The sequence below is a fragment of the Hyphomonas beringensis genome (assembly GCF_000682755.1).
In the GTDB taxonomy this organism is placed as follows: Bacteria; Pseudomonadota; Alphaproteobacteria; order Caulobacterales; family Hyphomonadaceae; genus Hyphomonas; species Hyphomonas beringensis.
Genome location: NZ_AWFF01000029.1, coordinates 1 through 26,092 on the forward strand (window position 1 = coordinate 1; position 26,092 = coordinate 26,092).

Below are 26,092 nucleotides of genomic sequence, written 5' to 3' on the forward strand. Positions count from 1 at the left end.
CGGTGACGGCGGTGACGGCGGTGACGGCGGTCAGGGAGCGGTGGACGGCCCGGAACGCAAGCAAGTTCAGGAGCCGGAACTCCCATTAGACCTCGCCGCCAAGAGCCCTGCGCCTGAGCCGGCGCCGGAACTGAAAGAGGACGGTCCGGTCGATCCCGTCGGTGACAAGCACCTCGACGCCGTCCGCCGCGCTGCCGGGCTCGATCGGCAAGACGCGGACTTTCTTCCGGACTTCTGACGCACCGTGACCAAGGCGCGCGTCCACGTCCGGCTTCCGACAAATCTCTATGCGCGGCTTTGCGAAGAGGCCGGCAAGTCGGGAGCGTCTCAGGCGACCATCGTCGAACTGGCCCTGCGCGCCTGGTTCAATCCTGAATCGAGCGCCACGATGGAGGCGCGCCTTCTCGAACGCTTAGATGCCTTCGACCTGCGCCAGAGCGAAATTGAACGGGAAGTTTCTTTCACCTTCGAGGCATTTTGCCACTATGTCCTTTATTGGCTCACCCGAACCGAGCCGCTTCCCGATGGAGAACGGGACGCTGCGCATGCGCTTGGCAAGCGGCGGTTCGATTTTTTTCTCGACCAGGTGGCGCAAAAAATTGGTGCGGCCCACACACTGCAATCGCATCGAAGTTCGGCGGAGTCTGACCGGTAGTCTGCGGCGAGCATCTGTTGAAATCCGCATCGAAATCACCATTTGCCGGCGGCGACGTTCCACGGGGCTTCCAATGGGCGCGCCATAGGATTATTTTCATCTGAGATTTCGGCTATTTACGAGCACAAGACCGTGGACGATCCCTTCGACACACCGTTCGGTCGCGCGATGCGCCAAATGGAACATCAGCGGCGGCTGTGGGACGGTCTAGGCGGCGTCCGTGCGATGCTCGATGAGGTCGAGCGCGCTCGGAATGCCGCCAGTACGGTACTCGGTCATCACGGTGGATTGAGCCGCTACGTTGAAGACCTTCAATTGGGGCGCGACCGCTACAAAGACATTCTCAGTACTCTGGGCGGCGTAGACGGACTTCGTCACGCTCTCGAACTCGCGAGCGCCCAAGAACGGCAGTTCGATCTAGTTGAGCGTGGCGGTCTCGCGGATGCAGCTGCGGGCGCCACGGCAATGATCGCCTCGCTCAGCGCAGCCAACGCTTTGAAGGAAGCACGCTTCGCAGTTCTTCACCAATATGCTCGTCCCGAGACAGATTCTCTCGCCTCGATTGGTGCAGCGGCCTCTCATTTCCAAACGCTCCACGATACGACCAGTTTTGCCAGGCTCGGCTTTGCGATCGATGCAGCGTCTGGAGCCTTTGTAGCAGATCGCCTCACAGACCTCGACTATCGAACTATCCTCGATCCCTTCTTCGGCGATTGGACGCGCATTGAAAAGCTACCGGCGGCGTATGGTTCTGATCCCGGCGCCCGCCGCGAAGTTCTTGAGGAAGTCGATGCCGACGAGGCCTTCCTCCATGTCAGTACAGAAGAGGTTGTGGCGCTCGTAGAGGAGACAAGTCTCGACAGTGAAGGCGTGCCAATCACTTTGATGGGTGAGCCGGTCGGAATTGTTCTTACCCAAGATCCGGATGACGCCGCGGCGAGAATTATTCGTCGCGTCGAGCGCGCGTTACGCGCCCGTATCGTGCGTGTTCTTGCCGCGAAGCACGGAGAGGGCTGGCTGGAAGCCTTGATGCCTGATCGAGCCGAAGCCTGGGCGCAGAAGCGCTCCGACGATCGCCGGCACGGGCTGACGACACATGGACTGATCGAGTATTCGGACTTCGCCGATCTCGCGACAATAATCGATAAGCGCTGGAATGATGGCTTTGCTGGCCAGTTTAGCAAGTCTTCGAAGGTTACGAGCCGAATTCGCGCGCTGGCGCCCCATCGCAATTACGAATTCCACTCGCGCGCCGTTACGCCCGAGCAACTCATTTGCATCCTGCAAGCGGCGTTGGAGCTGCAGGCATTCCTCTTGGAAGATGAAGAACCAGAATACGGGAGCGATTGACCTTTAGGGTGTATGATCGGGTTTTGACGCGAACCCGCTGCCTCCCTAAAGCAGGGAAACAGTGTTGAATCGGATTGAATTGTGCCGAAAGACCTATTTGACCCTGTTATTGATGCGGATCGATTTCACCCCCAGTTTCGAGATTTGAGAAACTCAGAGGCGCATGCGCCAGCTCGTATGCTGATGAATGCATTGTTCGAGCGCATGGGAGACCCGGATCGGAACTTTCGACCAGACTTCCAGGGCGTGGGGTTCCATGCGCGCGTATTCGAACTTTGCTGCTTCGCCTACCTCGAAGCCGCCGGTCTCAAGATCGATCGCTCACATCGGTATCCGGATTTTCTCGTAAATGCGAACGGTGTCGACATTGCTATCGAAGTTGTCACTCCGAACCCCACCGACGGCACGAATCTAGATGTTTCGGTTGGGCAGCTGACGCCGCTCTCCGATGAGGAAATGTATGCGAAAGCGGAGACCGAGTTTCCGCGGCGATTGCTGAGAAGTCTCTCGACGAAAGTTCGCAAAAACTACCAACGTCACACCCATGTTGCTGGCCGGCCGATCGTGCTCATGATTGCACCATTCCATGAGCCAGGTTCAAATTTCTACATTGAAGACCTGCTGCTGCCCGCGCTCTATCCGCTCGCCGAAGATGGAAGTGATCCCCCCCTCTTTGTAAGAGAGGAGGCGACGCACATCAGTGCGGTTGCCTACTGCAACACGTTCACAGTTTCAAAATTGTGGCGCATGGCTGATCCCGGGTTCATCGCTGCCAACTTTGTCGCACAACGTCACGGTCACGCGCTTTTTGAAGAGAAAGGCGGACTTTTCGAGTTCCGCTATCAAATCGGACACCCCGCGACGCCTCCCGAAACATGGTTTGAAGGCGTCGGGTTGAGTCTGAATCCGCATGCCTTGGTCCCGTTGCCCGTCGGCGCGCTGCCAGCGAGCAGCACAACCGTCGCGGTTGGCGATGAACTCGAACGTCACATTCGAGGCTTTCATCCTCTCGCCTCGACATTTGTAATCCAAAAACGGTCCGCTGACTGAGGCACCCGCCATCAGGCCAAGCGTTTACGCGCGGACGAACAGACTAAGTTTGGCTTCGGGATCCTGAACCGACGGAAACGACTGGCCCAACAGTACGAAGCCATAGTCTGGCAAGATGTGCTTCATCTGGTCGGTCTTAGTCGTGGCATAGATACTCTTGTTCCCAGCCGCCCGGACGGCAGCGGCTACCAATTTGCGGCCGTTCCCTCCACCTTCACGGGAGGAGCGGGCCCATCCGAGTTCGAACGGGAAGTCAGAGCCTCTCTCCAAGACGCCTGCCTTCCTGAAATCGCCTTCACGATGAGCGGCGTTTGGCGTCTTTATGGCCGCGCTTCCGATAAGAATCGGCCCGTCATGAAGCGTCACCAAGGCGATAGCGCGATCTACAAGGTCCGAAAGCGTTGCCGGGTTCACCTGCGCCCCTTCCCGGACAAATGCGATGAAAGCCTGCCTCTCGCGATCCGTCATCTCTGCCGACGTGCAGATGCGCAGTGTCATGGTGAAATCTTCCCGATCGATTCCGAAGCAATGCCTCAATACAAGCAGTCCCTTGCCAACTGGCAAGTCTTCTTAGGTCAGGGAATTGCCGGGAGACCGCGCATAGGAAGTGGCACCTCCTGCTTTTGATACGCGCTGGACGCGGGTCGCGCGGCGTTGTGATCTACTGTCCCGCTCCAAAGATCGATTTCGGTGCAATTCGATGGTTCAGTGGGCTACAAATTGGGTACAAATCGGGCTACATTTTTGAATCTCAGAATCCGCAACTCATTGGTTTTGTTCTGATATTTTTTCCGGGTGGCTCACTTCACCCGCTCCAGCTCACTTCACATCATATGCGACACGGAATCCTACATGGCTGGCTGAGAAGTCCAACTCCTGCGGATGGCGCGCGGCAGGGCGGTAGCGCCAACAGTAATTCTCTGCACAGAGAAAAGAGCCGCCTTTGAGCAGGCCCTGATTTTGCTCGGGGTTCGTATCGGCCACCCACTCCCAGGCATTGCCCGTCATGTCGTACAAACCATACCCGTTTGCCTCATAGCATCCTGCCGGAGAGGTTCTGACGAATCCGTCGCCGCCTGTATTCACGAGGGGGAATGGACCCTGCCAGGTATTGGCCCGATAAGGCTCATCATTCGGGGGCGTCTCTCCCCAGCTATAGGTGGCCCCATCCAGACCACCACGCGCCGCATACTCCCATTCGGCTTCCGTCGGCAGACGGCCGCCCGCCCATTCGGCAAAGGCAGCCGCGTCTTCATAGGCAATATGTACGACGGGATGCTGCCACCTCCCCTCCAGTGAAGACTGAGGCCCCTCAGGATGCCGCCAGGATGCCCCCGGAATGAAATGCCACCAATTCGCCGATTTCACAGAGGGCGGAACAAATACGGCTGAACCGGGAAGCAGCATGTCCTGAGGAATATCAGGATGAAGCTGTGGATCTGGTTGGCGCTCTGCCACGGTGACATAGCCGGTTGCCTTCACGAATTCAGCAAAGCGCTCATTGGTCACCTCGAAGGCATCCATGCGGAATGGCTTTATAGCGACCTCATGAACCGGGCCTTCTTCTACATAGAAACCCTCACTCCCCATCATGAAGCGGCCTGCCGGCAACTCCCGGATCATTGGCCCGCCTGGCACCTCGCATACCCTGCGCACATCTGCGTGCGCCAAGCCTGCTCCTGAGAGGAGACAACAGAAAACAGCGAGGGCTCTGAACCGCATGGAACTCTTTTCAGGCCTTTCTGAAGGAGGCTAACAACAACCACCTAACGCGCGAACCTCTATGTAGGCAATGGCGCACGAAAAAGGCCGGCTCTCTGCAGAGCCGGCCTATGCTTCCGGGCCAAAAGGGGACGCGGCCTAGAAAAGGGAAACGGCAGGACCTTTCAGGGTGTAAAGATCCTTGCCGAGCGCCATGTCGATATTGAGATACCCTGACTGGCCCTTCAAGGACGAAGCTGGCGCTGTGTCTCCAATCCCCTTTGCGAGAACATCGCCATCCGCCGATACAATGGACCACCCAACCGGCTCTGCGCGGGATTCCGCGAAGACTGCCTTGAGGTCCGTACGCTGAGACATGTTCGCAGGGAGAGGTGCCTCAAGCTGTCCTTCTACACGCGCGAAAAGCTGGATCAGGTAAATGCGGCCATCAGCCCTGATGGCTGCGATCCCCATATGGTCAAACGCAGTGCGGTTGAGATTGGCTACATTCGCCGGATCTGCCATCAATGCCGCAAATGCCTCTTCTGCTGTCGCATTCTCATCGACAACGGCCATATTGGCGCCAAACGCGCCGATCAGAACGCGCCGATCCAGCAGGCCGACGCGATCCAGATGGCTACGGCCTTCGGGATCATCATGTGCGATATAGTCCCGGACCGCCATATCGTAGCCATGTATACGGGCTGCCTTGTTAAGCGATGCAAGGTTGGCAAGCTCCTTGATGCCACGCTCGCTTCGTGCAGATGCCGTCAGTCGACGGAGCTCGGTCTGCATGTAGGAATCTGATTTGACGCCATTTAGACCTTCAAAGCAGGCATCTGTTTCCAGTTGGAAGGCCGCGGGTTGCGCTGACAAGCCATCAGTGAGGTCACATGGAGAGTCTGCGTAGGCCGTCAGTCCCAGCGCCGCCAGCGCCAGAGCCGAGATTGACAAGTATTTGTAATTTATCTGCAACATAACTGTCACAATACTTTGTGTGACAGTTTTGCGTCAAGTAACTACAGATTTATGTACTTGTTTTGTATGGGTTTTTGAAAAACAACAGATTATACGCTGTAATCATTCAGGATCCGGCTGACATGCGCGTACACCAACGACCGGAATAATTGTGGACCAACCTCCAGCATCCAGTAACTCGATACGGCCTGAAGAGATTTTCTGTCCTCCTTCGACCGACTCACCGGGCATCAGGTGTAGGAAGACCGCCCCGTCTCCAGACATGGCATAGTCCATTTCCGTCATGAACTGGCCAAACAGATCACCGCGCTGAGCCGCAAGCGTAAGCTGTTCCTGCTTGCCCGCTTCCAGCATTGCAATTGCCTGACCGCTTGCCGCACGGGAGAAGAAGATGAAGCGCCGCGGCGTGCCTTGCGTCCACAAAAACAAACCGCACTCACTAGGCTCCAACGTTTGCGCGGGAAGATTACCAGGTTCCGGGGCTTCAGGCGCAGGCGTGACAGAAACCTTTTGCTGCGGCGCCGAGCTACATGACGCGACCAGAAGTAGACAGGCCCCTAGCAGGGCAAGTTTCCGTTTCATTGAAGTCTCTCCTGCTGGCCCATCTGACGAGCATAAACCAATTTGGTTCCCTCAGCCTTAAAGCCTGCAAGCTTCAAGGCCGCACGCAGATCTTCATCAAGTGTTTCAATCTCCAACCGAAGCCCGGTAGAGAGTTTCCCCTGAAAGGAAATGATCGTCCCATCAGCTGCCTGCCCGATCATATTGGCGGCCAACTCGCCTTGCTCACACGATAGCGGGCCGGACAGGATGGGCCAGTCCCGATCGTATGCCATAGCGGCCAGTCTAGCGAGATCGGTCGTGATTGTTCCCGAGGCAGTCCTACAACGCTCGCCCTCCATGAGAAGGTGGCCCTTGGACAGCCTGACTGTGCTGCCAAGGTTCAAGAGCGATGGATCAAGACCATTCAGATTGTCCACATAAAGGCTTGCTGAGACAGCACGGGCATTTAGTGCCCGTCCTTTCATGCCGACCAGCGCGCGCCCCTGCCCGGCTGGTCCGGCCCAGCGGGCCTCATGCAAGGGAGCACCGCTAAATAGCCGGCCAAGCCGCGCCTGCAGATTGACGGCGCCGACTGGCTGCCCCTTCCAGACCATGCCGGTGACCTGTCCGCTCCAGATCGATCCACGCGCCTGTTGCCAGCCGATACCCTGCTCCGCCAGTCTGGACTGACGCATGGCAAAGGAGAGAGGCGCGAAAGCGACGAGCCCAGCGAGCAGGCAAAGCGAGAAAAGAACTACGTAGAAAGTCCGCAAGCGCATCATGACGGCGCTCCCGCAAATTCAAAGCTCGCACGGACCGTGCCCGCCTCATCTGCAAACAGAGAGGCACGCTCTGGTTCTGCGCCATACGTCTTGCCCGCCTCCGCTAGCCACGCATAAACGAGTGTCGGGGGCGCGCTTTCAAACTGCAGTGTCAGCCTGCCATTCTCTCCTGTCTGGAGACGTGAGACTTTCAGTCCTCGTGAATTGGCAAGCTGCAACAGGCCCTTGCGCAATTGCTCCCCACTGACAATGGCAGACGGCCCGAAGGCAGGTCGCGGAACACGGGCAGACGCAAGTTCGGCATTCACCACATCCAGTTGGCGGGAGGCGACTTCAAGGTCAGCTTTTGCCTGAACATGGGATGCGCGCAGAGGCGAGATGACGGCCAATTGCAAAATCATGAGTCCTAACAGGACCATGGCCGAAAGTATGAGCACCCTTTCGCGATCCGTCCGCGCTGTCCATAGTTCGCTCATGACCGCGCTCCAACAATAAGGTCTCCGACAACACGGCCGTCCTCAAGCCGCGTATCGCCCAAATCGACACTTAGCCCCACAGCCTCTACCGCTTTCTTGACATCAAGGTCCGTCCCGAAAGCGGGATAGGTCAATGTGGCTCTCAATTCGCCCGTCCTGCGATCATACCGCACACTGATCAGGCTTGCTCCTGGCGTAGCCTCGACTGCACCATAGAGAACAGCGCTCGCATCCATGAAGCTTGGGGTGCCCGTTACAACTCCTTCGCCTTGGGCGCTGCGCAGAGCTGCAGCAGGGTCTGATGGCACTGGGCTGCCGGGGTAGGCCGCAGCGTAATCTGCCTTGGCCTGCGCCTTCAGAATACCCGTAAGGTTCCGCATGGAATGCGTAGAGAGCGCCAGGAATGCCACCCAGACGGCGACCGCTGAAGCCGTCATGATCGCAAGAGGTCTGAACTGCTTCAGCGGCAGGGCCGCTTCGCTGGCATGTGCGAAATACCCCTGCCGAAGATCAGTCAGCTTTCCAGCCTGCTCCGCCCATTCAGCGAGTTTCAGCAGGGCATCAACTCGCTGAGCCTGCTGATCAATCCCGGCCTGCTTGAGCAGCGCAGCTATGACATCAGACGGCCACGCTGTATCGATGGCCATTAGATGCTCACCACCGGCAAACAGCAGGCGGTCGCCAACATCGACAAAGGCCCCGATCGGCAGCACAGACAGATCCGGAACGAGGCGTGCCTTCTCAAAACCCAATGAAGAAATCTGCTCCAGCCAACGCTCCATCTGGTCATTACTCACGGCATAAACCTGACGGACACTCGTGTCAGTCATTCCCGGTGAGACGGCCGCGTGAGTACTTTCCACAGGCACGGACAGTTCATCCTCAACCGCAAAAGCGGCGAGCCTTATAATTTCAGCAGGTCGGCGCGCAGCGAGCTTTACGCGATGCGCTGTAACTTCAGTTCCTGGAACAAGAACAACAAGCTCGCTGCCCGCCGGAGGCATCTCTCCTTCCGGCAAGAGCTCCATTCCAGACGGGACGGGACGCGCAAAGCGCCACGCCTCTCCCGGCCTGGGTATCTCTGAATAATACGGGCGCATCAACTGGATCTCCTGTGTGAGCCCTTGAGAACAAATGACCCATCTACCGCACGACCATAGACCGCAACCATACGCATCGAGCCCGCAGCAGATGAAATCAGGATGTCCGCCTCAACATGATTAGCCGTGGTGGACAGAAAGTGATCAGACCGCATTTCGGGAACGATCTTCGATATGTCAGGCAGAGAGAGAAACTCCTCAACGCTCACCCAGCCGCCTTCAGGACGAGAGGAAATAATCCGCTCCGCCTCCGTGACAGACAATTCATGAGAGAACAGGGCAGACAGAAGAGGTGCTTGCGAAAGCGTCAGAGTATTTATGTTCAGGCGTGTTTCGTCTTCAGGTCGACGTACACAGACAAGTTGTTCAAGGCGCGCAATCACTTCGGGTGTGTAGCCCTCTACTGCCCGAACCTCTCCAACCGACAATAATTTCTGGCCACCGGTGAGGTGCGGAACGGCACGTGACCGGTAGATCGAATCCTCAGCCCCGGATGGGCGCGTACTGGTATCCGCATCTATCCAATCTGCCAGGCTCTCGGAAAGTTGCCGCGCCTCATTTCCATAGAAGCCAGTCTCTTCATAAAGCGTGCGTAAATTCCTGAGAGGCGCGTTCCCGCTGTTTCCTTCCCCATCATCTCCTTGAATGGAGTTCAGGTTGAAGCAATTTGAGGCGTCCCTCAGAGAGATCGTGATCGTCGCCCGCTCATAAGGAAAAATCATAGGCTCCATAAGCACACTGGACTCGGCCGTGAGATTTCCCTGCACCTGGGCCAGGACTTCGTTCACGACCTGCTCGCCGGCCGCAAGAGCTCCTCGAGCTGCCCAGAAGCCATCCGCACGATAGCCCGACGTGCGCGATACAGATACAGATCGCGCAAGAGCATCCGTCGCGGCCAAAGCGGCTGCCGACATGAGGGCAATGATCAGCAAGACACTCAGCAGTGTCGCGCCACGCTCACGAGACCGACGAGACGGCGTCATCCATTGCCTCCCACAAGAAACACCTGGCGCAGCTCATCCCCTTCACCGTAAACGAAAGTCATCTCTACCAGTTCTGGCAGGCTTTCAGCTTGACCTGACCAGTCCAGCTGCCAGCTATTGCCTGCAAAGAAACGCAGCCCGATGCTGTCAAATCCATCCGCGACAACTCTGTCGGCATAGGGAGTTTCCCGCACGGGATCCGGTCTCAACCAGGCACGGCGTAGCAATGCTCCTCCCTGCACAAAATACTCGACCCTCTGCAAATCCCCCCGCGCGTCTGCCTCAGCCGGGTTCAGCCAGCCATCGCGGGTAAACGCCAGCAAGGGACGCGACAGCGATTGCCCGCCGCTAAACGCTTGTGGCGCGTCGAGTCCGTTCGGAGCACGTGTCTTGCGCAGCGTAGCCCCGGCCAGATCGTCCCGAAGCAGACTATGTGCGATATCCAGCGCGCGCACGTCGCCCGTATGCCTTTCAACCACATCTCCCGCGCGCAAGGTCTGTATGAGCAGTGTTGATCCCGCGACAAGCAAGAGCGAACTCACAGCCAGGGCGACTAGCATCTCTATCAGCGTGAACCCGTCAGACTGTCTCATTCCTCGGGCTCCTCTGAGTGCTCCGTCACGTGTTTAAGTACCAGAGTCTGCCGCGACACGAGTTGCTGCCCTGTTTGTGCATCGCTAACCAGAACGGTCACGGCAAAGAGGGAGTCCCGGCCGGTTGGAATGATCGCGCGGTTCCAGTCAAACTCCCGTCCCCGCTGAACAACGCGTCCCGTCTCAATGCCGGGAGCAATAACATCTGGCCGAACCAGCGTCTCCGCCATGATGTTATCTGCTTCTACGGATGCCAGAAAGCGTTGCGATACCTGCCGTGCGCCCAACAGGCTTTCATTGCCCAGATGCGCCAACGCCATCGCAGCGATACTGAAGACGCCGAGTGCCACGAGAACTTCGACGAGAGTAAAGCCTTGTTGGGAGCGTGCCGAAATCATCTCAGCTCTCCACACTGACTGCACCGGCAGCATCCATGATCAGGGCACGTCTTTTCGTGCCATCCTGAATCACAATCCGCGTTGGCGTCACAAAACCGGTCTCGTCCGCTACTATGTCTGGCCACACCTTGGCCCGCTTTTGCACACTTGGCCGCTGCAGTTTCAGCTCGACAGACTTCGGCAATTCATAAGCGCCCTGCAGAGCTTGCCAGCGACCGTTTCGCCAAACTTCCATAATATACCCGCCTTCTTCAAGGCGCAGCCCTCGCACCTCTCCGGAGGCTATTGCCTCACCCGACAGGCGCTCAATTATCCCTTCCAGCCGACTGACCTCACGGTCCAGGCGCGTTTCACGCCGGGGCATGGTCATGACGATCGCGGTACTCGCGAGCGCAAGGATGGCAAGCGCCACAAGCACTTCCACCAGAGACATGCCAGAGTTGGAAGAAGATAGGCGTAGCATCAGGCTGGCGTATCCCAGTTTCCTATATCATCCTGCGTATCTGCCTGACCGTCCGGCCCGACCGAAAAGACATCATAGGCTCCACCAGAGCGCGTGCCGGGGAACACGTATTGATAGGGTTGCCCCCAGGGATCTGTCCGCATTCGCTTGATGTAACCGCCAGGACGATACTGCGCGGACTGCCCGCCCGTCGGCGCCTGCGTCAGGGCTGCAAGCCCCTGCTCTGTTGACGGATATCTGTACATATCCAGATTATACATATCGAGGGCGCTCTCAAGCGCAGCGATATCGGAATGAGCCTTGCCAATGCGAGACTGGTCCGTCGCGGGCGCCACATTGATAACGATCAGTGTCGCCAGCAGCCCCATAATGAACACCACCACCATCAGCTCGACCAATGAAAAGCCCGCCTCCTTGTGGCGTTTCATGTCGCTATCCGTTGATACCGGCTTTCTCATGAGCCCTTCCTCCTTATCCTATGGCAAGTGTATTCAGCTGCAAGATCGGCAGCATGATCGAGAGTACGATCAAGCCGACAATGCCGCCGAGAATGATTATGATGAACGGCTCAAGAAGCGACAGCAGCGTCGCTGAACCGGTCTCGAATTCATTGTCCAGATAGTCTGCAGCGCGCGTCATCATGCCGGGAATGTCGCGGCCTGCCTCACCGCTGGAAACCATATGCACCATCATGGGCGGAAACACGCCAGTCGCCTTAAGCGCGCCGGCAAAGGAGCCACCCTCGCGAACACGCTCTGCAATGACGTCTGCTGCCTCCGCAAAAACCAGATTGCCCGAAGCCCCCTTAGCGCCACTCAGAGCTTCCAGCACTGTGGCGCCAGACCCGGAAAGAGTCGCGAAGACGCGCGCAAAGCGGCCCGCGCAGACTGTCCGATTCAGCTCGCCAATGACCGGCAGGTTTAGGCTGGAACGGTCAAGCATTTGTCGGATAGCGGGCAACTTCATCATACGGATTGCCGTAAAGACGAAGGTGGCCAGGGCCAGAACAATCAGCAGGCCATGTGTCTGAAGCGTATTAGATATTCCAATCACCATGCGTGTGATCAGGGGCAAGTCCGCATCGAAGAGGTCAAACTGTTCGACAAGACGAGGCACGACAAACAGCATCATCGCGATGATCATGCCCAGCGCCATCACGCCCAGAACGGCAGGATAGATAAGAGCCGCCTGTACCTTCTGACGAAGCTGGTGACTGCGCTCCAGATAAGTGGCCAAACGCTCCATCACATCGCCTAGATGCCCGGAGAGTTCACCGGCCGAGATGACCGAGCGCAACAAAACAGGAAACGCTTTCGGCGCGACATTCATCGCATCTGCCAGACGGGCGCCCTCTGTCACTTCAGTTTTAACTGCGTGCAAGACACGCTGAACCTGCGGCGTGCTGGCATCTTCTGCTGCCGCAGCCAGTGCCTGCTCCACCGGCAAGCCAGACTGCAACAGAACTGATAGCTGCCGCACGAGCAGTACACGCTGTTTCTCACTGATATGCCCACCGATCAGGCTTGAATGGCCGCGTTGCTCGCTAACCGGCGTCACGTCCAGCGCCATCAGGTCGCGCAGGCGCAACTCCTTGCGAGCGGACCTGGGACTGTCAGCTGAGATGATCCCTTTTTGCCGCCGTCCCTCACCATCGACAGCCACATACTCAAATGCGGGCATCGCGGACCTCCCTGCGACAGACGCGCAGAACCTCAGCGGGGCTCGTCTCGCCGGAAACGACATAGCGCCGGGCATTGTCCAGCAACTGGTCATGCGCGGCAAAGGCGGCGCGCTCGATCTTGTCTTCGCTGGCCTCCTCTCCCAGCAGTTGCCGGATTTGCTGATCGACCAGCAGCAATTCATAGATCCCGATACGTCCGTCAAAGCCGGTATTGCCACATGAGAGGCAGCCTTGAGGCTCTGCCACCACCATCTCCTGATGCGGATCGAACCCCAGACCTTCCAGCTCTACGGCAGTTGCCGGGCGCTCGGTCTTGCAGGACGGACACAACCGGCGCACCAAGCGCTGTGCCATCACAGCCCTCAGGGTTGAGGCCAGCAGATATGCTTCAACGCCCATATCGCGCAGGCGTGTGATGGCACCGGCCGCGCTATTCGTGTGCAGTGTGGAAAGAGCAAGTCGCCCGGTCGAGGCGAACTCAAAGGCGACTTCTGCAGTTTCAGAGTCCCTGATTTCCCCCACCATCACAATGTTCGGGTCCTGTCGCAGGATGGAGCGCAGTGTTGCCGCGAAGGTCAGTCCTACCTTGTGATCCATCTGCGTCTGGCTGATACCCGGCAGACCATACTCAACCGGGTCTTCCAGCGTCATGATATTCTCCCGGCCATTATTGAGGCGGGAAAGAGACGCATACAGTGTTGTTGTCTTGCCTGAGCCGACCGGCCCCGTCACAAGAATAACGCCATTGGGCTGGCCAAGCGCATCCGTGAAGCGGGCATATGTGTCTTCATCCATGCCCAGTTCCGGCAAGCCCACAAGGGCATTCCTGGTATCGAGAAGGCGCAAAACGACACGTTCCCCATAGCGCGTCGGAAGTGTGGCCACGCGGACATCAATGGACCGCCCGCCTACAGAGAGCGAGATACGCCCATCCTGCGGCAGACGCTTCTCCGCGATATCAAGCCGTGCCATGACCTTGATACGGGAAACAATCGGCGCCGCGAGTTTCCTGGGCGGCGTGAGCACCTCTACCAGATCCCCATCAATCCGGTAGCGAATGGAAAGATGGCTCTCAAAGGGATCGATATGAATGTCGGAAGCCCGGCGCTTGATGGCCTCATGGATCAGACCATTGATCAGACGGATAACAGGGGCATCATCCTGCCCCTCCAGCAAATCAGCCGCCTTCGGAATATCATCGATCAGGCTTTCCAGCCCTCCCCGGCTTTCCACCGCTGCATTGATATCCCCGTCCGCCATGGGGCCTTGCGCGAAAGCCTCTGCCAGAGTGCGGTCATATGTTTCCTTATCCAGGGACTCGAGTACAAAGACTGCGCCCAAAGCTCGCCTTGCCTCCACCAGGCTGAGGGGATCTGCCCCTTGCCTGACCCCGACAGTCAGCGCGTCCCGTTCAGGCAGGACGACCAGGCCCTTCTCTTTGGCGAAGGCATATGTGAACTGGGAAGGGGTGGCGCGATCCATCATTGCGGGGGCGGACTCCCCAACACCTGATTGACGAATTTATCAATCGTGATGCTGCTGTCTGCTCCGTTCCAGAGTTCTTCAGCGCGAATGTATTGATAGGATCGGTCCGTTGCCACGCGGGCATCATCCCGATCGCGAACGATGGTCGGTCGAATGAATACCATCAGATTGGTACGCACCTGCCCCTTGCCTTCAGAGCGGAACAGGCGACCGGCGATCGGCACATCCCCCAAGAGAGGAACCTTCTCATTCTTGAGCGTTTCGGATTGTTCGATCAGTCCGCCAAGGACAATGATCTCCCCATCATCGGCGATGACGCTGGTCGTGATGTTTCTGGTATTGAAGATCAGGTCTGTCGTGGCGTCCCCGACGACCCCCGCAATGGCAGAAACGGTCTGCTCGATGTTCAGACGGATCGTGCCGTCATTGGAGATGCGGGGCGTTACCGTCAGCCCGATGCCAACATCCTTGCGCTCAACCGTCGTGAATGGGTTGGTGTTATTGTCGGCCAGGACAGATCCTGTCGTGATCGGAACATTTTGTCCGACCAGCAGGCTGGATGTCCCATTATCCAGCGTCATGTTGAATGGCTTTGAGAGAATGCGGGAATTGGTATCCGCTTCGACAGCCGTCAGGACAGCACCAAAGAGCGTGTCTCCATTCTGCCCACCCACACCAACACTAAGTCCCGTCAGCCCGAGCAACGAGTTGATGGCCGCCTGAGTAAACGGGTTCTTTGAGGTATCATCGGTGCCACTGGAAAAAGGCGTATCCTTGCTAAGCGCCCCTGCAAGCGCCAGCAGGTTCGGGGCCGACCGGGAGAAATTAGTTGAGGCAAACGGCACCGTGCTGTTCTCCGTCCCAGACAACAGGAATTGAAGCCCCAGCTCTCGAGCGGTGTCATCGGACATCTCAACGATGATGGCCTCGACCAGCACCTGCGCGCGGCGGCGATCAAGATCATTGATCACCCTTTCCAAGCTGACCAGCGTTTCTGGCGGCGCACTGATAACGAGAGAGTTCGTGGAATCGTGATGCGCGATCGTCGTTCCGGGAACAGAACTATCGGTAAAGCCACGGCGTGCATCCATCGCCGCAGCAACCTCTTGCAGGATCGGTACAATTTCAGAAGCATCGGCATTGTTCAACGGAATGACCCGCAGCGTATCCTGAATACGGTCAGCACTATCAAGCTGCTCACTCACCCGCCGGGCCCGCTCGACTGCCGCCTCAGACCCGTACAGCACGATGGAATTGCCAGCCTCAGAAGCGACGGCTTTGAAATTGCTCTTATAGGCATCCTCCCCATTCGTAGTATTCAGCGTGGTAAGAATGCCGGCAAGCTCACTCGCCGCAATATTCTTCAAGCTGACCGTTTCGGTGACGGAAGGATCCTTGTCAAAGGTCTCAACCATCTGCCGTAAGCGCGGGAGGTTGGAGGCATAGTCCACTACGACCAATGTGTTGGACTGGCTGTTTGCGATCACTTGGCCTTGCTCGTCGATCACAGGCTTCAGCATTTTTGCCGCTTCCAGTGCATTCACATGGCTGAGTGTAAAGATCTCGGTCGTGAAGGCGTTGGAACCATAGGCTCCCATCCCTGCCTCACCGACCGCGCTCTGCTCCGGCACAATGCGGTAAGTTGCCTTGCCTGCTGCCACAGCAGTGAAGCCATGCACGCGCAGGGCAGACAGGAAAACATCAAACACTTGATCGCGCGTCAGCGGCGATGTCGATGATACTGTAATCCGCTTGGTCCGTGCATCAGGGTGCACAACGAAGGTGTACCCTGTCACAGTTGAAACATCCGCTATCAGGGCAGACAGTTCCACATCCTCAAAATTCAGGATGTGACGCGCATTGTCCGTAGGCGTCTCATTGGCCAGTGCGAAGGCAGTTGGTGACGCCGCGAGCAGGGCTGCCGCCGAGAGAAATGTCTTCAGTTTCATGGCTATCGAGCCTCCTCAGGCACGAGCGTTTGTTCAACAATGCGACCATCGCGGTCGATGCGAAGGCGAAGAGCCTCCGGCCGGGAGAATTTTTTCGCGAGTTCTGCCGGTGGCATGTCGGTGATCGAACCACCATCCATGCCGACAACAATGTCGCCCGGCTGCAAGCCAGCGGAAGTCAGCACACTGGTGTCGCCGTGCGTACCGATGCGATAGCCAATGAAGGCGCCCTCCCGATGTACCGGGTCAATCGTCAGATTTGAGATCAGATCAGCCCGGGCAATCAGGGCTGATGCATCACCCGTTGTCCGGAAAGCTTCAGGTGCCTCTTCGCCGGGAACGGTCAGAACAGACAAAAGACCCGCGCCGCCAACCATGATCAGAGTTTCAATCTGCCCTGCCTTGCGAAGAGTGACACGGTCGCCATAGATCCTGTGCAAAACAACACCATCAAGAATGGCGTCGCCTGGCGTGTAAGCAGCTGTACGATTGTCCGGCGTGGTGATGAGCGCAATCCCGTCATCTTTCTGACTTGAGGCACGCACCCCGCGCAATTTGAGATTCAGGCTCGTCTCAGGTGCATCCGGAATATCGGCAATCACTGAAGGCCCCGTACCGAACGGATTCTCGCGCATCAGACGAGATATATCCGTTTCGACAGCCATTACCGTCGCTCCTGCAGGCGCAGACGCCGCTCTTACAGGGATGTTCGGCGACACGGCACCGCCGGGATCAACCACCAGCCATACCAATCTGGCACAGACCAACCCAAACGCCACAACCATACCCGTTTCGGCAATACGCAAGGCTGGCCCTGCGGCGCGGCGGGCCATCCCTTTCAGGCTTTCAAGACGTTCATCCAAACTGCTCCCCCTCTTCTGAGAGGATACTTTCAACACCAACAGGTCCGCAACGCACTTACGCCGCGGACCCGCAAGACTTTTGCCACTTAAACACGAATTGAAGCCTAGAACATTCGCTTCAATCCGACGCTGACGATCATGCCCTGTCCGTACGTATCGACATACACGCGATCATCGCCACGCTCCTGATAGGCTTCATACCCTTCCTGGAAGATGTTCTGCACATTCAGGGAGAATTGATATTCACCAGTGCCTGCCTCGAACGTCTTGTTCCACACCAGATCAACCGTGGCAGGCGGTTGCTCAAGGATAGCCGGCAGGTTCCGGGCCAGAATTTCGCCCGACCGGATACGATCGCTGACATAATTGACCAGCAGGTTCAATTCTGACTGCGCGCTTTCATTGATCAGCCCGAGCTGGAAGTTGAGAATATGCTCGGACTGTCCCTGCATTCGGCGGCCATCTTCAATACGGCCGGCAGCGTCTGTTGTGCCACGAACCGGATTCAGGTTTGTGCCGACATTGAAGGCCACCTCACCATCTGCGCTGATTTCAGAATCCGACCACGTGTAGTTGGTCTTGATCTGAATGTCGCGGGAGTCAAAGAAACCGAGCCCGGTCCAGCGCTCCATCGGCAGCACTTGCTCATACTCAACCTCAAAGCCGTACATTTTCGCGGCGGGCGCATTAATGAAAGTCGTTTGGAGGGTTTCGGCCGGAACAAGGATTTCCTCGATCGGGTTCTTCAGGTCTTTGTAAAAGAGACCGAATGTCAGGAACTGATCGCGTGCAAAGTAATACTCTGCACGAAGATCATAGTTTTTGATGCTGGCGTTTACGAGGTATGGGTTACCGAAGAAGTTCGCATCGGTTTCCGTGTTGACAAATACCGCCGGCGCCAGCTCTCGGAATTGCGGACGGGTCAAGGTTTCGGAATATCCCCCCCGCACCTGCAAATCCTCAATAGGATTCCAGGTAATCGTCACTGCCGGAAACCAGTCAGCCTCGTCGATCACACCTTCAACCGTATTATCGGACAAATCTGCACCGATAACTTGGGTATCGACAGCCTGAATGGCATCTTCATAGCGCACACCGACAGAGGCGCGCATGTAAGGCGTCAACTGTGTATCAATCCCGACATAAGCGGCATCGACCTCGAGAGTTGCCAGATAGAATTCCGGGAATTGCTCACCCGCAATCGCCGAAACACTACCCTGTCCGCTCTGGAACAGGTAGTTGTAGATGTAATCGAGACGGCTCAGGCCATCCGTACCGCCCACACCGCCGATATCGTAAATGAAGGAGCGCGCAGCGCGGTCATTCTCTACGTAGCCATAGCCGAACTTCAGGTCTGTCTCGCAAAAATAGTTACAATCACCGCCGCGCGAGAACGGCAATTCGGCATCAAAACCGAAGTCCGTTGTGTCATCGTCCACACGGCTAAACTGGAAACGGTTTGCTGCAGAACTGGAAGACAGACGCGTCATACCATTACGGACAATATAGATGTTCGAAAGCTGGTAAGGCGCGTCCCGCAGAGCTTCGGAATATGACCCCCTCCAGTTAACCTTCAGGTCATGCAGCTGCGGGAAGAAATGCTCCCCCTGTACCTGAGTGCTCCAGAGTTGCTGTTCAAACCATTCCAGCGCGTCGACCCGTTCTTCAACAGACTCTTCATTCAAGCCGCTGATGATGCGCGCTTCCTTGTCCGTCGAACGCGTTACCAGACCTGTAAACTTGATCTCGTGGTCGGAGAAAAGTTCCAGGCCAACGGTCGCAAGACCATTTAGCTCAATCGTGTTTTCAGTGCTGCGACGATCCTGGTCATAGAATTGACCTAGACCGTCACCGCTTGAAAAAGCATATCCGCGGCGGCCCTGTTTCTGCTTCCAGGAGTTCGAATAGCCTGCAGCAGCGATCACGCCCATAGAAATATCATCATTCAAATCGTACCGGTTGCCGCCGGAGAGGTCGACGGAGAAATTCAGCGGTACTTCCCCTTCCTGCATAACGAGAAGCGATGAGTTGTCCGTCAGTTGGCGGCCAAACTCCGGTGTCAGACCATCGGCGAGAGATGGACGATCTCGCGAGCCATCATCAAAACCGGTCCAGTCCGTATCAGAGCCATCATAAAGAAGACCATCTTTAAGCGACACTTCCGTATCGTAGGAGGATTTCGCACCTATGGTGACAAACGCCTCGTCTGGAACGGTCTTGGTACGAAGGTCCACAATGCCGCCACCAAATTCACCCGGCAGATTTGGCGAGTATGTTTTCTGCACCAGAACGCTTTTCAGCGCAGATGTCGGGAACAGGTTTAGCGGCACGACACGACGCAGTGGGGCCGGACTCGGCAGTGGGGAGCCATTGAGAAGAGCCGTAGAATAGCGCTCATTCAGACCCCGGACATAGATAAATTCGTCTTCAGCAGTCGCAATACCCGCCACACGTGCCAGAGCAGCGGCGGCGTCTCCATCACCTTGGAGGGAGAAATCACCTTCATCAATAAGGCTGGACACTTCTGAAGTGGAGCGTTTTTCGTCTGGGATGAAAGCGCCCCGGACGACGATAGTTTCCTGCCGGGCTTCAGCCTCAACTGGAGCCGCAGGTTCTGCGGTTTGGAGCTCTTCCTGTGCAAGCGCGGGCGATAGCCAGACAAGGCATGCTCCGGACAGTAGCAAGGTACGGGCAGACAGGATGCGTTTCATATTGGATGTTCCTGTGAAAGGCGGGAATGTGCTGATCCGCCAAAGTCTGTGTCTCTGAATGGCGGAATGGGGCAGCCTTCTTGGCCGCCCCACCCGATCAGGTTCGAGGCGGACTTAGTTTGCCGATGTCAGGTTACCCTGCTGATCGACTGTCCATCCGAGGAACCACTTGTCATTCGCGTCCTCTACAGCACCGATATACGTCGTGGCTTCAAGCTGACCGAGACCGGTGACATCATAGACATCAACGCTGTCTTCATTCGCACCGGGAACAACACCTGGGCGGCCGGCCCGGAAGGCAAATCCGCTCATCGTGTTGGGCAGTGTGGTTTCGACATCGTTGGCCGCTGTGAAGGCAACGTCGTCCCCATCGCTATCCTGAACAGGCTTACCATTATCGGCAAGGAACAAGGATTGGATGATGAGGTCACCATTGTTGAAGTTGGCCTGCGTATTAGCACCATCAATATCGATACCTGCCTCTGGCCAGCCAAGAATGATGCCGTTTGCCAGAACGCCCTGCATGTTACGGCGGATCAGGGCCCCTACAAGCGCATCACTATCGCCACCGGAGATGATTGTGAAGTTTGACACATTCGGGCTGGAGATCGGCGTGGCAGCAGCATTGGAAGAGCTGTCAGCCTCGATGCCGTTATGGCTGTCAGATATACCGCCCGTTGGTCCTGCGACGCCCGTATACGCGATGGCGTATTGCAGGGACCCGGTCCAACCATCCGTCCAGTCAAACGTGTCATCACCGCAGCCGAGACCAACCATGTGAGACGCACTGACCGTACCGCCAAACCATTCGAAGCAGTCGTCGAAGTTGTTGTAGACCTGAACATAGTCAACTTCAGTCGCCGAGCCGACACCCTGGAAGGCGATGCCGTTCAACTCGTCCGTGTTCGTCAGGGCCACACCGGCATACTGAACGCGAGTATAGAAGAGCTGGCCTGAATCGTCGTCGGATGTCGCGCCGCCAAAGCGTCCGGAAGACCCTTCACCAACCTTTTCACATCCGACGGTCCCGCCCGTTGCGGTACCGTCATCACAGGCATTGATTGGCGCGCGGCCATTAAGAACCACGCCGCCCCAGAGACCTTTCGTATCCTGATCTATGGTCGCGGTGCCGTCGATGTCTCCCTTGGAAGTGAATACAACCGGGTTCTGCGCTGTGCCGTTGGAAAAGATCTTGGAACCGCGTGTGACCACCAGATAGTCGTCATTGCCAGCGCCAACAATTGTCACACCTGGATCAATGGTCAGCGTCGCGGCAACACCGCTACCCAGAGGTGCGGCTGGATCGGGACCGAGATCAACACCGACAAAGACTGAGCCATCAAGTTCATAGATCAGCTTGTCACCATTCGACAGGCGCACGTCACTCGTGATGGCATTGTTACCGGAGATGACACAAAGCGTCTTACCCGCCAACTCGCCATTGGTCGTCGTGCCAGTCGGGCACGTCGCCTCGACCTCCTCAAACAGTGTGCCCGGCAATGTGAAGGTCGCCCAGTTGCTATCGAGCGTCTCAGTCGGAGAGAAGGCACCAATATAGGTTGTCGCATCAAAGAAGGTGTCTCCGGACAGCGCAGTGGACACTGGAACAGTGAGCTCTGCGGTGCCTGGGAAGAAGCCATCCGTCAGGCTGTTTCCGCGTCCAACAATATTCGTTCCGGGTTTGATTGCGGGCGTATCGCCATCATTGACGATGTTCTCTGCTGTATCCAGCAGGATGCTCTCTACGACGAGGCTTCCGTCTGCATAGTTGTCAGATGTTTGAGTGTCGCTGCTTCCATCATCGATGTCGAGACCACTGCCATATCCGACAACGATACCATTGATGACCCGGCCTTTGGTGCCACGACGCAGAAGGATGCCCTGGTCGTTTCCGTCGGTCCCAACCAGCGTGAAGTTGGAGATGCTTGGGTTTGAGAACGGCGTCTTGTCAGGGTCAGACGAAAGATTGTCAGCTTCGATACCACGAGGATCGCCAGAAGACGGTATGTTGGAACGAACCGCAGCGTACTGCAGTTTACCGGTCCAGCCATCGGTCCAGTCCAGAGAGTCATCGCCGGCGCCCGTGATGGCTACGTATTTCGCACTCACAGTGCCACCAAACCATTCGATGCCGTCATCGAGATTGTTGTGCACCTGAATGTGATCCACTGTCGTGCCGGAACCGACGCCCTGGAAAGCGATACCATTCAGTTCATCATTATTCGTCAGGCGAGAGCCTGCATACTCGACGATGACATATTGCAGCGTACCGGAATTGTCGTCAGCGATGCTGCCGCCAAACCGGCCGGAAGATCCCTCACCCACTTTCTCACAGGCAGCTGTCCCGCCTGTTGCATTACCATCATCACAGGCATTGATTGGTGCGAAACCGTTGAGAACCAGGCCGCCCCATTGGGCATTCGTGGTTTCCTCAACTAGACTTGATCCGGTTTCTTCATCGTTCAGCGCTGCGCGCGCTGTAAAGCGGATCGGGTTCGTCGCTGTGCCGACGGCTTCAATCTTGGAGCCGCGTGTGATGACGAGATAATCATCCGTCGCTGTTGCTGTACCCGTTGCAGAAGCACCGAAGAAGCGCACACCCTCGTTTACGGTGAGCGTTACCGGCGTTCCAGCATTGTCTTTGTTGTCTTCCCCGATGAAGACCGGTCCCTGAATGGCGATCGTCGTATTCGCCGGGATCTCGATATCTGTGGTGATTGATGTGCCGCCGGAGGCGTCGGACCCGAGCACACAAACATCTACATCAGAAAAGCCATCCTGGGCGACCGCATTAAACGTAGTTGCCGCGGTGCCAGTTGGGCAACCAGATGTCGGGATCAGATCGATTGTGGAAGCGGCCGGTGGCGGAGGCGGTGGTGGTGGCGGAGGGCTTGCCGGCGGAGTAGACGAGCCCGGTGATGAGATCGTCGTATCAGAACATGCCGCGAGCGTGAGCACCGCGATGCTCGCCATGGTCGCCAGCTTCAAAGTCTTCCCAAGTTTCATTCTTAACCCCTTCAAGGCCCCATTCAAGAGCGCCCGGTCTCAGCAAAAATCCGTTGTCAGGTGAGCGGCTAACGATTCTCCCCGTACGCCTCACCCGAGGCGGCTTATGGCAGTGGCCAGCGACGATTTCTGAACAGTTCCGCAAAGTTTTTATGACGGCCGCCAGGTAAGCGACGGCACACACATCACATAAATGTCACGAATGATCCCGAAGCGCGTATACCCAACTATCCGAATACGGATTTAACTCCAGAAACCGGTAGGTTTCGAGACATCAAGAAGACGGACAGACACGCGGCCGCCCATTAACAAGCCTGTGAATGGCTGGTCAGTTCTGAGTAAGGTCCAATGCCTTGAAAGGCATTTCGTAGAGTGCACCATCACGTGAAAAGAACAGGGTCTCCCCATCAGCCGACAGGCCTGCACCAAAATCTATTCCGGCGGTGTTCAGCGGCTCTCCAGGGTTCACAGGCTCGCTCCAGGAGCCATCATCCAGTTTCTGTGAGGTCCAGATATCGACGACGCCCAGTTTGGGGGACCGGTGAGAATAAAAGAACAGTCGTCTTCCATCCGCAGTCAGCGCGACATGGTCATTTGCGCGCATATCATTCAACTCATCCAGAGGGCGTTCCATGACCCAATTGCCGTTCTCATCCTGACGCGCCTCAGCCATCTCATAGCCGCCACCACCCAGTTGGCTGTGATTGCTGACAAACACCATCAAGCCATCGGCAGAAATGGCGGCCATGGTTTCATTCGCACCTGTATTAATATCTCCCGGAACAGGTTTGGGTGTGCCCCATACGCCATCTTCAAGCGGCACGTACCACAAATTCAGATCCTTGCGGCCCGGCATTTCCGCCAACTCTTCATCGCTTGCATAATACAGCGCGCCATCGGCTGCACTGAAGCTCGGCCCAGTGAGCATTTTGCGCGCGGGTAGTTCCATCCGCTTGGGCTCGCTCCAGCCTTTCCCTTCGCGCCGCACTTCATAAAGCCATGTCTCATCGCCATTCTCCTTGGCGAAGACACGCACCTGACCGTCCGCGCTCTCCGTCAATGAGTAGGCTCGTGTAAACTGGGTGGGGGCTTCCGCATCCGGGAACACGGGCCGCGGTTCGTCGCTTTGTTGGCCGGAACAAGACGTGACGGTCAGAGCCGCCAGGAATGCGCCAAGAAAAATCTCTTTAGTCATGATGCCTCACGTCAACAGATCGACAGGAACATCCAGCGCTTCGGCCAGACGCTTTGCTGTTTTCAGACCATAGGACATACCGCGTTCTATGGCCGAGATGTGGTTCGGGCGGATACCGCAAACGTCACTCAGATCCTTCTGGGTCATCAGCCTGAACTGGCGCACAGCCCTCACGGCACTCTCACCCTCACGGATTTTCTCAATGACCTCCTCCGGCAAGTTCAGTGGAGCGTCCTCTTCGACACTTCGAAACTGATCGCGCAGCTCGGCTATTTCCCGCTCAAGGTCAGATACCTTTTTCTCAAGATCCAAAACCTTGATTTCAAGGGAATAAACCAGTTCAAAATCACCAGACACGCCAGCACCCCTTTGTTACAGGCGCAGCGATATTCCGGATTGTGCACGGTTTAGTGTCGGCTTTGATAAAGTTCTGTGACACGCGCTTCCATATCCACGGAACCTGTAGCCACCTTCGCTTAACCGAATCGGCAAAGCCTTCTCCATGGACAAATAATGGAGAGTCCCATGTCCATAAAATGGGTTCGCAGGCGTGCGCATGCACGCAAACTACCTTCCGGCCAGGTTGTTCAGGTGGCGTCCTCCTGGGTGCCTGTGGAGCGAAGCGATTCTGCTGGGCCGGAGAAATCCTTTCACTCCGCCTGCCCGGTTTGTGATGCGCCCATATTGAGCCAGCGCATGCCAAATGGCGGCTGGGTACATTATGAGCGCCACAAGAATTTCAGCCGCATCAAGCACCCATGCTTTTACAGGGGTGAAGATATGGCCCCGGAGCGCGACACTGAAACAGGCGATCTCTTCGCCTGAAGGACAAGTGTCTAGGCGCGTTTTGCTTTCGCCTGCTTACGCATCCGGATGAGACGCCGGAAGCCAAGAGAGATGCCTGTATAGACGAGGATAACGCCTGCAAGAGAGGCCAGACCGGCAATCGTCTGCCCGATCCATCCATAGACTTCGCCAGTATGGATGAAGCGAAGAAAGATCCGCGCCTTGCGTGCGGGAGTGGCATCACTGCCAGCAGGCTCCCCAATTACGCCAGATCCATCATGCGCGAGCGTCAGCGTCCGCTTCTTGCCCGCTTGGGCTCCATTGCCCATATCGACCGTCATCGTCACCGTCTCTGCTGCTGGCTCAGGCAAAATGACCGAGACACGCTTCCAGTTTTTGTAGTCGGCTGTCGCCTGTCCCAAGAGGGTTTCCAGCGACACCGCAGTGAAGTCTGTCGGAATCTCCGAGGGCTGCGCTTCCTGCTCTGCCACAGCTGGTGGGCCATTCCTGCCGGGGCTCTCGCCAAAGGCGGCATAGACCAGATTATTGGCCCAGCCATACGAGAAGACAGCGCCAGACACGACGATGGCAATCAGCGGCAACAGAGACCAGGCCGCCAGCACATGGTGCCAGTTATAGTCCCTTGCCTGTGCGGTCCGCAGCCCCTTGCGGAAGAAGAGCTGCGTCTTGACGAAGGCCCACTTCCACGTCTTCGGCCACCACAGGACAGCCCCCGTGATCAGCAGTCCCGCAAAAATGAGATTGGCCGCGGCATTGATCGCCCCACCTAACTCACTGCGTCCACCGGAGAAGGACAGCCAGCGGTGAATGCGCATTACGCGCCCAAAGAAGGCTTTTGTCTTCTCGCCCGCCTCCGGCATGGTCTCTGCGGTGTACGGGTTCAGCAAGGTGTTGTCGCGACGCCCCTTAGAGAGGGTTACCGCGTCGGTGCGGTCTTTGGATATGACCAGCGTGTTTCCCGGTTCGGCGCCCATCGCAATACTGGCGTCCGCCAGCGCATCGACCGTCATCGGGTCAGCGCCCTCTGGTGCTACGACAGCTGAATTTTCAGCCGCGTGGATAATTTGGCGCTCATAGGTCAGCAGTACGCCGGTGACCGACATCAGAAGGATAAAAACCCCAGCGACCGCTCCCATTACAAAGTGCGTCCAGAAAAATAAGCGTCGCATCATATGCCCCTGTTACAGCTCCTGCCCTTAAACGGGCGCGTTGGTGAAATCCGTCGCTCGCGCAGATTTCATTACACATGCAAGAGACGTCTTACAGGACAATGCGAATGATTTGCAAATTCAGTTTTGTCGCGGAACTTCAAACCCTATCCAT

General features: G+C 56.9%; 26 protein-coding genes. 5 read left to right on the forward strand and 21 right to left on the reverse strand.

Annotation, left to right across the window (positions count from 1 at the left end; all coding sequences use genetic code 11):
• From HY29_RS19350 to HY29_RS05380, 4 genes are all read left to right on the forward strand, one after another.
• Nucleotides 1-238, forward strand: a 238-nt coding sequence (locus tag HY29_RS19350) for a hypothetical protein (protein ID WP_034793726.1), incomplete at its 5' end; no start/stop codon positions are given.
• A 6-nt stretch (nt 239-244) separates the two neighbouring features.
• A complete protein-coding gene (locus HY29_RS05370; protein WP_051601163.1) occupies nt 245-655 on the forward strand; it encodes a hypothetical protein in 411 nt (136 codons plus the stop codon).
• A gap of 132 nt (nt 656-787) precedes the next feature.
• A complete protein-coding gene (locus HY29_RS05375) occupies nt 788-2,005 on the forward strand; it encodes a Swt1 family HEPN domain-containing protein (RefSeq protein ID WP_155838210.1) in 1,218 nt (405 codons plus the stop codon).
• A 177-nt stretch (nt 2,006-2,182) separates the two neighbouring features.
• Nucleotides 2,183-3,055: a hypothetical protein gene (locus HY29_RS05380; RefSeq protein WP_034793731.1), complete on the forward strand. Its 873-nt coding sequence runs from the start codon at nt 2,183-2,185 to the stop codon at nt 3,053-3,055.
• A 24-nt stretch (nt 3,056-3,079) separates the two neighbouring features.
• Here HY29_RS05380 and HY29_RS05385 read toward each other — a convergent pair whose 3' ends face one another.
• The 20 genes from HY29_RS05385 to HY29_RS18315 form a co-directional block, all read right to left on the reverse strand.
• On the reverse strand, nt 3,080-3,553 hold the full coding sequence (locus HY29_RS05385; RefSeq protein ID WP_034793734.1) for a hypothetical protein: 474 nt from the start codon (nt 3,551-3,553) through the stop codon (nt 3,080-3,082).
• A gap of 321 nt (nt 3,554-3,874) precedes the next feature.
• Nucleotides 3,875-4,678, reverse strand: a complete 804-nt coding sequence (locus HY29_RS05390) for a formylglycine-generating enzyme family protein (RefSeq protein WP_034793737.1) — start codon at nt 4,676-4,678, stop codon at nt 3,875-3,877.
• A 237-nt stretch (nt 4,679-4,915) separates the two neighbouring features.
• The gene (locus HY29_RS05395; RefSeq protein ID WP_162176674.1) at nt 4,916-5,710 is read right to left on the reverse strand and encodes a CAP domain-containing protein; all 795 of its coding nucleotides are present in this window, start codon (nt 5,708-5,710) and stop codon (nt 4,916-4,918) included.
• 126 nt (nt 5,711-5,836) lie between these two features.
• A complete protein-coding gene (locus tag HY29_RS05400) occupies nt 5,837-6,316 on the reverse strand; it encodes a hypothetical protein (RefSeq protein WP_155838211.1) in 480 nt (159 codons plus the stop codon).
• Nucleotides 6,313-7,059, reverse strand: a complete 747-nt coding sequence (gene gspN, locus HY29_RS05405) for a type II secretion system protein N (RefSeq protein WP_034793743.1) — start codon at nt 7,057-7,059, stop codon at nt 6,313-6,315. The genes HY29_RS05400 and gspN overlap by 4 nt, the downstream gene beginning before the upstream one ends.
• The gene (gene gspM, locus HY29_RS05410; protein ID WP_081811238.1) at nt 7,056-7,535 is read right to left on the reverse strand and encodes a type II secretion system protein GspM; all 480 of its coding nucleotides are present in this window, start codon (nt 7,533-7,535) and stop codon (nt 7,056-7,058) included. The genes gspN and gspM overlap by 4 nt, the downstream gene beginning before the upstream one ends.
• On the reverse strand, nt 7,532-8,635 hold the full coding sequence (gene gspL / locus HY29_RS05415; RefSeq protein ID WP_034793747.1) for a type II secretion system protein GspL: 1,104 nt from the start codon (nt 8,633-8,635) through the stop codon (nt 7,532-7,534). Before gspL ends, gspM begins: the two co-directional genes overlap by 4 nt.
• On the reverse strand, nt 8,635-9,618 hold the full coding sequence (gspK, locus tag HY29_RS05420) for a type II secretion system minor pseudopilin GspK (protein WP_034793749.1): 984 nt from the start codon (nt 9,616-9,618) through the stop codon (nt 8,635-8,637). Before gspK ends, gspL begins: the two co-directional genes overlap by 1 nt.
• Complete coding sequence (gene gspJ, locus HY29_RS05425) at nt 9,615-10,211, reverse strand: type II secretion system minor pseudopilin GspJ (RefSeq protein ID WP_034793751.1); 597 nt, start codon at nt 10,209-10,211, stop codon at nt 9,615-9,617. The genes gspK and gspJ overlap by 4 nt, the downstream gene beginning before the upstream one ends.
• The gene (gspI, locus tag HY29_RS18300; protein ID WP_051601164.1) at nt 10,208-10,609 is read right to left on the reverse strand and encodes a type II secretion system minor pseudopilin GspI; all 402 of its coding nucleotides are present in this window, start codon (nt 10,607-10,609) and stop codon (nt 10,208-10,210) included. Before gspI ends, gspJ begins: the two co-directional genes overlap by 4 nt.
• Nucleotide 10,610: 1 nt before the next feature.
• Nucleotides 10,611-11,072, reverse strand: a complete 462-nt coding sequence (locus tag HY29_RS18305; RefSeq protein WP_051601165.1) for a prepilin-type N-terminal cleavage/methylation domain-containing protein — start codon at nt 11,070-11,072, stop codon at nt 10,611-10,613.
• Entirely contained in the window at nt 11,072-11,500 is a 429-nt protein-coding gene (gene gspG, locus HY29_RS05440) for a type II secretion system major pseudopilin GspG (protein ID WP_034793915.1), read from the reverse strand. The genes HY29_RS18305 and gspG overlap by 1 nt, the downstream gene beginning before the upstream one ends.
• Nucleotides 11,501-11,543: 43 nt before the next feature.
• Nucleotides 11,544-12,752, reverse strand: a complete 1,209-nt coding sequence (locus HY29_RS05445; protein ID WP_034793759.1) for a type II secretion system F family protein — start codon at nt 12,750-12,752, stop codon at nt 11,544-11,546.
• On the reverse strand, nt 12,739-14,238 hold the full coding sequence (locus HY29_RS05450) for a GspE/PulE family protein (protein WP_162176675.1): 1,500 nt from the start codon (nt 14,236-14,238) through the stop codon (nt 12,739-12,741). The genes HY29_RS05445 and HY29_RS05450 overlap by 14 nt, the downstream gene beginning before the upstream one ends.
• Nucleotides 14,235-16,187: a type II secretion system secretin GspD gene (gene gspD / locus HY29_RS05455; protein WP_034793762.1), complete on the reverse strand. Its 1,953-nt coding sequence runs from the start codon at nt 16,185-16,187 to the stop codon at nt 14,235-14,237. The genes HY29_RS05450 and gspD overlap by 4 nt, the downstream gene beginning before the upstream one ends.
• 2 nt (nt 16,188-16,189) lie before the next feature.
• Nucleotides 16,190-17,050 carry a type II secretion system protein N gene (locus HY29_RS05460; protein ID WP_034793765.1) on the reverse strand — a complete coding sequence of 287 codons (861 nt, stop codon included), beginning with the start codon at nt 17,048-17,050 and terminating at the stop codon, nt 16,190-16,192.
• Between the two features lie 104 nt (nt 17,051-17,154).
• Nucleotides 17,155-19,761 carry a TonB-dependent receptor domain-containing protein gene (locus tag HY29_RS05465; protein ID WP_051601166.1) on the reverse strand — a complete coding sequence of 869 codons (2,607 nt, stop codon included), beginning with the start codon at nt 19,759-19,761 and terminating at the stop codon, nt 17,155-17,157.
• A gap of 114 nt (nt 19,762-19,875) precedes the next feature.
• On the reverse strand, nt 19,876-22,767 hold the full coding sequence (locus HY29_RS05470) for a hypothetical protein (protein ID WP_081811241.1): 2,892 nt from the start codon (nt 22,765-22,767) through the stop codon (nt 19,876-19,878).
• Nucleotides 22,768-23,095: 328 nt separating this feature from the next.
• Nucleotides 23,096-23,962, reverse strand: coding sequence for a TolB-like translocation protein (locus HY29_RS05475; RefSeq protein WP_034793768.1), 867 nt, complete (start codon nt 23,960-23,962; stop codon nt 23,096-23,098).
• Between the two features lie 6 nt (nt 23,963-23,968).
• Nucleotides 23,969-24,319 carry a helix-turn-helix domain-containing protein gene (locus HY29_RS18315; RefSeq protein WP_051601169.1) on the reverse strand — a complete coding sequence of 117 codons (351 nt, stop codon included), beginning with the start codon at nt 24,317-24,319 and terminating at the stop codon, nt 23,969-23,971.
• 168 nt (nt 24,320-24,487) lie between these two features.
• Between HY29_RS18315 and HY29_RS05485 the strand changes: the two genes are divergently transcribed.
• Entirely contained in the window at nt 24,488-24,787 is a 300-nt protein-coding gene (locus HY29_RS05485) for a hypothetical protein (RefSeq protein ID WP_034793771.1), read from the forward strand.
• A gap of 11 nt (nt 24,788-24,798) precedes the next feature.
• Here the strand turns inward: HY29_RS05485 and HY29_RS05490 are convergent, their stop codons facing one another.
• Complete coding sequence (locus HY29_RS05490; protein ID WP_081811242.1) at nt 24,799-25,941, reverse strand: PepSY domain-containing protein; 1,143 nt, start codon at nt 25,939-25,941, stop codon at nt 24,799-24,801.
• Between the last annotated feature and the right edge of the window lie 151 nt (nt 25,942-26,092).

What these genes read in the sequence shown, in the direction of transcription:
- HY29_RS05380 (WP_034793731.1), top strand. Translation starts at nt 2,183, where the DNA reads ATGCTGATGAATGCATTGTTCGAGCGCATGGGAGACCCGGATCGGAAC.
- HY29_RS05385 (WP_034793734.1), bottom strand. Translation starts at nt 3,553, where the DNA reads ATGACACTGCGCATCTGCACGTCGGCAGAGATGACGGATCGCGAGAGG.
- HY29_RS05390 (WP_034793737.1), bottom strand. Translation starts at nt 4,678, where the DNA reads ATGATCCGGGAGTTGCCGGCAGGCCGCTTCATGATGGGGAGTGAGGGT.
- HY29_RS05400 (WP_155838211.1), bottom strand. Translation starts at nt 6,316, where the DNA reads ATGAAACGGAAACTTGCCCTGCTAGGGGCCTGTCTACTTCTGGTCGCG.
- gspN (WP_034793743.1), bottom strand. Translation starts at nt 7,059, where the DNA reads ATGATGCGCTTGCGGACTTTCTACGTAGTTCTTTTCTCGCTTTGCCTG.
- gspM (WP_081811238.1), bottom strand. Translation starts at nt 7,535, where the DNA reads ATGAGCGAACTATGGACAGCGCGGACGGATCGCGAAAGGGTGCTCATA.
- gspL (WP_034793747.1), bottom strand. Translation starts at nt 8,635, where the DNA reads ATGCGCCCGTATTATTCAGAGATACCCAGGCCGGGAGAGGCGTGGCGC.
- gspK (WP_034793749.1), bottom strand. Translation starts at nt 9,618, where the DNA reads ATGACGCCGTCTCGTCGGTCTCGTGAGCGTGGCGCGACACTGCTGAGT.
- gspJ (WP_034793751.1), bottom strand. Translation starts at nt 10,211, where the DNA reads ATGAGACAGTCTGACGGGTTCACGCTGATAGAGATGCTAGTCGCCCTG.
- gspI (WP_051601164.1), bottom strand. Translation starts at nt 10,609, where the DNA reads ATGATTTCGGCACGCTCCCAACAAGGCTTTACTCTCGTCGAAGTTCTC.
- HY29_RS18305 (WP_051601165.1), bottom strand. Translation starts at nt 11,072, where the DNA reads ATGCTACGCCTATCTTCTTCCAACTCTGGCATGTCTCTGGTGGAAGTG.
- gspG (WP_034793915.1), bottom strand. Translation starts at nt 11,500, where the DNA reads ATGAAACGCCACAAGGAGGCGGGCTTTTCATTGGTCGAGCTGATGGTG.
- HY29_RS05445 (WP_034793759.1), bottom strand. Translation starts at nt 12,752, where the DNA reads ATGCCCGCATTTGAGTATGTGGCTGTCGATGGTGAGGGACGGCGGCAA.
- HY29_RS05450 (WP_162176675.1), bottom strand. Translation starts at nt 14,238, where the DNA reads ATGATGGATCGCGCCACCCCTTCCCAGTTCACATATGCCTTCGCCAAA.
- gspD (WP_034793762.1), bottom strand. Translation starts at nt 16,187, where the DNA reads ATGAAACTGAAGACATTTCTCTCGGCGGCAGCCCTGCTCGCGGCGTCA.
- HY29_RS05465 (WP_051601166.1), bottom strand. Translation starts at nt 19,761, where the DNA reads ATGAAACGCATCCTGTCTGCCCGTACCTTGCTACTGTCCGGAGCATGC.
- HY29_RS05470 (WP_081811241.1), bottom strand. Translation starts at nt 22,767, where the DNA reads ATGAAACTTGGGAAGACTTTGAAGCTGGCGACCATGGCGAGCATCGCG.
- HY29_RS05475 (WP_034793768.1), bottom strand. Translation starts at nt 23,962, where the DNA reads ATGACTAAAGAGATTTTTCTTGGCGCATTCCTGGCGGCTCTGACCGTC.
- HY29_RS05485 (WP_034793771.1), top strand. Translation starts at nt 24,488, where the DNA reads ATGTCCATAAAATGGGTTCGCAGGCGTGCGCATGCACGCAAACTACCT.
- HY29_RS05490 (WP_081811242.1), bottom strand. Translation starts at nt 25,941, where the DNA reads ATGATGCGACGCTTATTTTTCTGGACGCACTTTGTAATGGGAGCGGTC.